5 protein-coding genes and 1 pseudogene are annotated in these 5,074 nt (G+C 34.9%); 1 reads left to right on the forward strand and 5 read right to left on the reverse strand.

What is annotated here, in order from left to right:
* Nucleotides 1–101: 101 nt before the first annotated feature.
* Nucleotides 102–566, reverse strand: coding sequence for an NUDIX hydrolase (locus HU235_RS23750; protein ID WP_174881800.1), 465 nt, complete (start codon nucleotides 564–566; stop codon nucleotides 102–104).
* A 396-nt stretch (nucleotides 567–962) separates the two neighbouring features.
* A complete protein-coding gene (locus tag HU235_RS23755) occupies nucleotides 963–2,186 on the reverse strand; it encodes an alanyl-tRNA editing protein (protein ID WP_174881801.1) in 1,224 nt (407 codons plus the stop codon).
* A gap of 155 nt (nucleotides 2,187–2,341) precedes the next feature.
* Here HU235_RS23755 and HU235_RS23760 point away from each other — a divergent pair, with 155 nt between their 5' ends.
* Nucleotides 2,342–3,166 (forward strand): carbon-nitrogen hydrolase family protein, encoded by an 825-nt coding sequence (locus HU235_RS23760; protein WP_217451464.1) that lies wholly within the window; start codon nucleotides 2,342–2,344, stop codon nucleotides 3,164–3,166.
* Between the two features lie 45 nt (nucleotides 3,167–3,211).
* On the opposite strand, the gene HU235_RS23765 is transcribed toward HU235_RS23760, so the two are convergent.
* The 3 genes and pseudogenes from HU235_RS23765 to HU235_RS23775 form a co-directional block, all read right to left on the reverse strand.
* On the reverse strand, nucleotides 3,212–3,778 hold the full coding sequence (locus tag HU235_RS23765) for an AAA family ATPase (RefSeq protein WP_174881803.1): 567 nt from the start codon (nucleotides 3,776–3,778) through the stop codon (nucleotides 3,212–3,214).
* A 2-nt stretch (nucleotides 3,779–3,780) separates the two neighbouring features.
* Nucleotides 3,781–4,320, reverse strand: coding sequence for a hypothetical protein (locus HU235_RS23770; protein WP_174881804.1), 540 nt, complete (start codon nucleotides 4,318–4,320; stop codon nucleotides 3,781–3,783).
* A gap of 15 nt (nucleotides 4,321–4,335) precedes the next feature.
* Nucleotides 4,336–4,929 (reverse strand): annotated as a pseudogene (locus tag HU235_RS23775) (YdcF family protein).
* Nucleotides 4,930–5,074: the final 145 nt, after the last annotated feature.

Consider the following 5,074-nt stretch of genomic DNA (forward strand, 5'->3'; position numbering starts at 1 on the left):
ATATATCATTGATCAAGTAAAAATGAGTAACAGGCCTTATCTCGTGATTTTTTTAATTAAACAACAGGAATCCTCCACAATTATCATCTGTCATTATTCATTTACTCTCCTTGCTTAAGAAAATATCGTTTAATAGCCTCCTTCACTGCCCAACTTTGATGAGCATGGACTAATGTTTCAATCGCATGATGTGGAGTTACCCATTTCAAGGTATGTTCTGCCTCCATTGGCTCACCTATTTGTTTCCTTTGATTACATAAATAAAAATATCCCACATTGAGATAATAGATATTTTCGTTTTTAGAATAAAAATTGTTTTGTGCACAACCTATAAAAGAACCTATTTCTAACTCCATTCCTATCTCTTCAAGCGCTTCTCTTTTTAAACATTCCTCATATGTTTCACCAGCTTCTATTCCACCGCCTGGAAGAAAATAATGATGATCCTTTGTTTGAATTATCGCTATTTTGTCTCTCGATTTATTGAATATTAAGCAATAGACGGCTGGTCTTCGCATGTATTGCTTTCCTTTTTGTTTTTCACCAAATGTAAGTACATCCTTCATTTTTTCATCCCCTCAATACACTTAGATTTAAATGGTATGAACATGTTCTTACAGAGCATTTTTCGTTGAATTCTTTATAATCCTTTGCTTTAATAAAAACACATCTGGACTCAAATAATTCTTCAAAATAATTTATCAAACTTACATACATCCATTTCATGACGACTTATGACATCATCTAATTCTAGATCCAAGTAATTCAAAAAACGACTGCTCCTTTGAACAGCCGCTTTCATTTCAATCTCCAAGACTAAGCATTGAATTGTAAAAGATTAAATCCTATTACCGATAATAAAAATGATCAGGAAATTTCTTTTTTGTATTCATATATGACTCAAGCCTTTTGTTTCTTTCTCTCTATTTTGCTTCATTCAATCCCTTTTCATCTCTTATATGTTAAGAGTATTTTCCATTATTAAGAGTACGAACCGAGCTGACCAACTCGTCCATTAATTGATTTGCTGATAAGACCTTCTCTCCGCCCCCTTGAGCAAACGAATCATTTCCAGCACCTTTTCCGTTAACAAGCGGGATATTCCTCTTTACTATCTCATTCATATTGAAAGGGAGCTCAGTTCCTTTTGCACAAACAAACTGTAGCTTATCCTCCTGTTCATTAATAAAGAAAACGAGAACATCATTTGTTTTTCCCACAATAGTTCTAGCTAATTTCTGTAGATCTGGAATAGAGTAATAATAAAAGATTTTCTTGACGATTTTTATATTATCAACCATCTGCTGCTCATTTATTAACGTACTAGCCTCATAATCTAGCAATTTATTTTTCAGCTCATCTAGATTTTTTTCAAACTCCTTCGATTGCTTCAGGATTCGATTAGCAGCTTCCTCCATTTTGTCCTGCGGAGCATTTAAAATCCCTGTTAGAGATTGGATAACCTTCTGTTTTTGACTAAGCTGGGTTATCACTCGATTACCGCAAACAAATTGCACACGAGTATGCTTTTTTTGCTTCTCCCATTGTAAAATTTTTAGTGATTGGACCTCCCCTGTTGAGCTAGGATGTGTTCCTCCACAGCCGTTATAATCAAAATTCGGGATAATTACAAGGCGAATATTTTCCGAGACAGAAAGCTCTTTGCGTAAGGAGTAATGCTCAAGCTCACTCACAGTTACCCATTTCGCTTCAATCGGGCGATTTTCAATGATGATGTGATTAGCTAGCTTCTCTACAGCAGCAGCTTCTTCTTCTGTAAGATTAGCTATATCCAAATCAATTGTACAAATTTCCTTACCTAAGTGAAAACTAATCGTTTTGTAACCATAAGTCTCCTCAAAAGCTGCAGATAAAATATGCTGTCCTGCATGCTGCTGCATATGGTCAAAGCGTCGATCCCAGTTGATTTCACAATTGCATTCATTTTGTTCATCAATCGGCTTCTCAATAAAATGACGGATTTCTCCATCAACTTCAACGACATCAACCACATTTATCCCGTTTATTGTCCCAGTATCATGAGGTTGTCCCCCACCAGTTGGATAAAAAGCCGTTTTCTCTAACACTATGTAAATACGTCCATTTTCATCCTTATCCTGTTTAAGTAAGTTTGATGTAAATGAACGAATGTATTGATTTTCGTAATAAAGTTTTTCTGTTGTCATTACATTCACTCGCCTTCGTTTTTTCATTTCCCTAACTATAGCATAAGTTATCCTGGTCAAAAAATATGATAAGTGTACACCATCCATAATAAATTGCGACTACTATGAAAATAAACTATATTGAATTTATGAAACTTAGTAAAGGAGTATAGGTGATGAAGATAAAGGCAGCTATTATACAAATGCGCGTTGACGAGGATAAACAAAAAAATATCGACACAGCAAATGAATATTTAAAAAATGCTGTAAAGGAAGGAATTGATATAGCGATATTACCAGAAATGTTTTGTTGCCCATATGAAACGCCAAACTTCCCTATTTACGCAGAACGAGAAGGTGGAGAAAGCTATCGTGTAATGGCAAATTTCGCGAAGGAATACGGGATATACCTTGTTGCTGGCTCAATGCCAGAAAAGGATGAGAATAATCATATTTTTAATACGTCCTATGTATTTAATCGTAAAGGCGAGAAAATTGCTAAGCATCGAAAAATGCATTTATTTGATATCGATGTAGCGGGTCGTCAGCGATTTAAAGAATCAGATACATTAACAGCTGGTAACGAAATAACTGTATTCGATACTGAGTTTGGGAAAATTGGACTTTGTATTTGCTACGATATTCGATTTCCCGAGCTATCAAGATTAATGGTTGATCAAGGAGCAAAAGTGATTATCGTTCCTGGCGCCTTTAATATGACTACAGGACCAGCTCATTGGAATGTTTTATTTCGAAATCGCTCCTTAGATAATCAAGTATTTATGATCGGATGCGCCCCAGCACGTGATTTATCAGCAAGCTATACTTCTTACGGACATTCCATTGCTGTTTCACCATGGGGAGAGATTGTTCAGCAGCTTGATGAAAAGGAAGGTTACATGATCGTTGAATTAAACCTACAACAGGTAGAAAAGGTGAGGAGAGAACTTCCGCTACTTAAACAAAGAAGGAATGATCTTTATACACTTAAAAGCTTATAATATATTATAACGCAAATAAAACAGCTATCCTCTAAAATGGCTGTTTTATTTGCTAGTAAAATGAAATGTCTCTTGAATTCGTGTCGCTACTTCTTGTGCAGTCATATGTGTATTATTGATTCTTAAATAGTTTTTTCTTTTTATTTCTCCGACACTCGAGTTTAAACGATAGTTCTCCATTGAATTTTTCAGCTCTGTTTCAGATTGGAAAATATTCCGTTTTGTCGGTTTATGTGCTAATCGATTTGGTGTTTGATTTCGCTCAAGCCTAACATTTAGATCAGCCTCAAGCTCTACGAAATAAACATTATCCCCATTTTCTTCAAAAATCCGACTTGTTTTCTCTACGAAATCCCAATCCTCTTGCATATTAAATGCCCATACATAAGTAAAAATCAATCCATCTAATTGGATTTTCGAGGCAGATTTAAAAATCTCCTCTCGTATGACATCTGATATTCTCCACATTTCATCTCCAAACCCGAAGAAGGGATGAAGCAATTCAATTGTCATATGATTGTGAAAAAGTTTATAGCCTGTTCTCTTTTCAAGCTCCTGGCCGACTGTCATTTTCCCAACTGCTTGAGGTCCAAATAGTAAAATAAAATTCATCTTTACTCCTCCCAGATAGATTTATTTAGATGGTTGTCATCCCATACTTGTACTTCAATATAGCGTTCAGGTCCTAATTTCCCATCCGCATTCCATAATTGCGGTAAACCAAATTTTGTAATTAATCCCTCTATTTCAGCCAAAGTATAAACATGACCCCTATATGGTTTCTCGTCCTGTGCCTTCATTGCTGGAAAGGAATCACCATATGTAAAACTAATTGAAGTAGGATTAAAGAAACTCAATGGTATTCGAATTTCTTTTCCATCTTCAAACCATTCAAGCAACCAGGGACATGGTTCATAAACAAAATAATGTGGTGTAGACGTTATCGGTTTCCCTCCCTTTTGAATAAATAGCTCTTTAACCTTTCGTTCAATCTCTCTTCTATGCTCTAAATATTGCTGACTTCTTCTAGCAGCAAATGTTTTATTTTCCAACCGAAGCTTCTTTAATATAGCTTCGGCTTCATTATCCTCCAATTGAGTTAGACTTTTGAAAGGACCAACTCTTTTTTCATAATAATGGTAGAGATGTATCATTAGCATCACCCTTCTTTAATACAAAGTAAATAATTTATAGCCAATGTAATAAAACGTCTCCTTAATCAAAAATGGACCTTTCGTTTTTAATGTTTTGTATACAGAGGTTTGTGTAGGGGAGGAATTAACTTTTAAATCAAGATGATGGGCAATCGCCATTGCTCGTTTCATATGTAAAGGATCACTAACTATTGTTAGCGTCTTAAATTCTTCATTAATAGCAATTTTCTTTACCTCTTCAAGATTTTCTTCTGTCATTTTTGAGTTCGTTTCTATTAAAATATCATTTTCCCGAACACCTTGTTTGATCGCATAGATTTTTGCAACCTAAGATTCAGCATACTTTGCTCCATTTCCTTTCCCACCTGTAAAAATAAGCTTTGAAACATAGCCATTTTCGTACAACCAAATCGCGTGATTAATCCTTTCACGAAAAACAGGCGAAGGCTTATCTCCCCAGGCAGCAGCTCCTAATACAGCTGCAGCATCTGATTGTTCAAGCTCCATTTTATTTGCAAACGACCAAATGCTGATTGCTGTCCATAAGAAATAAAGGACGAGCATAACAAACATCACTGCTACTATCCTGCAAATCCTCTTTTTTATCATTCGTCTTCATCCTTGATTACATATTTTCCCTTTATAGTTGGATAAAGTTATAACATATTTTTTTTCATAAATAAAGGTAAAATAATAGAGATACCCACTTTCTGTATATTATGATAGATTTTAGTTTAAATGAAATATATAATAT

This window comes from Metabacillus niabensis (assembly GCF_902829255.1).
GTDB lineage: Bacteria > Bacillota > Bacilli > Bacillales > Bacillaceae > Metabacillus > Metabacillus niabensis.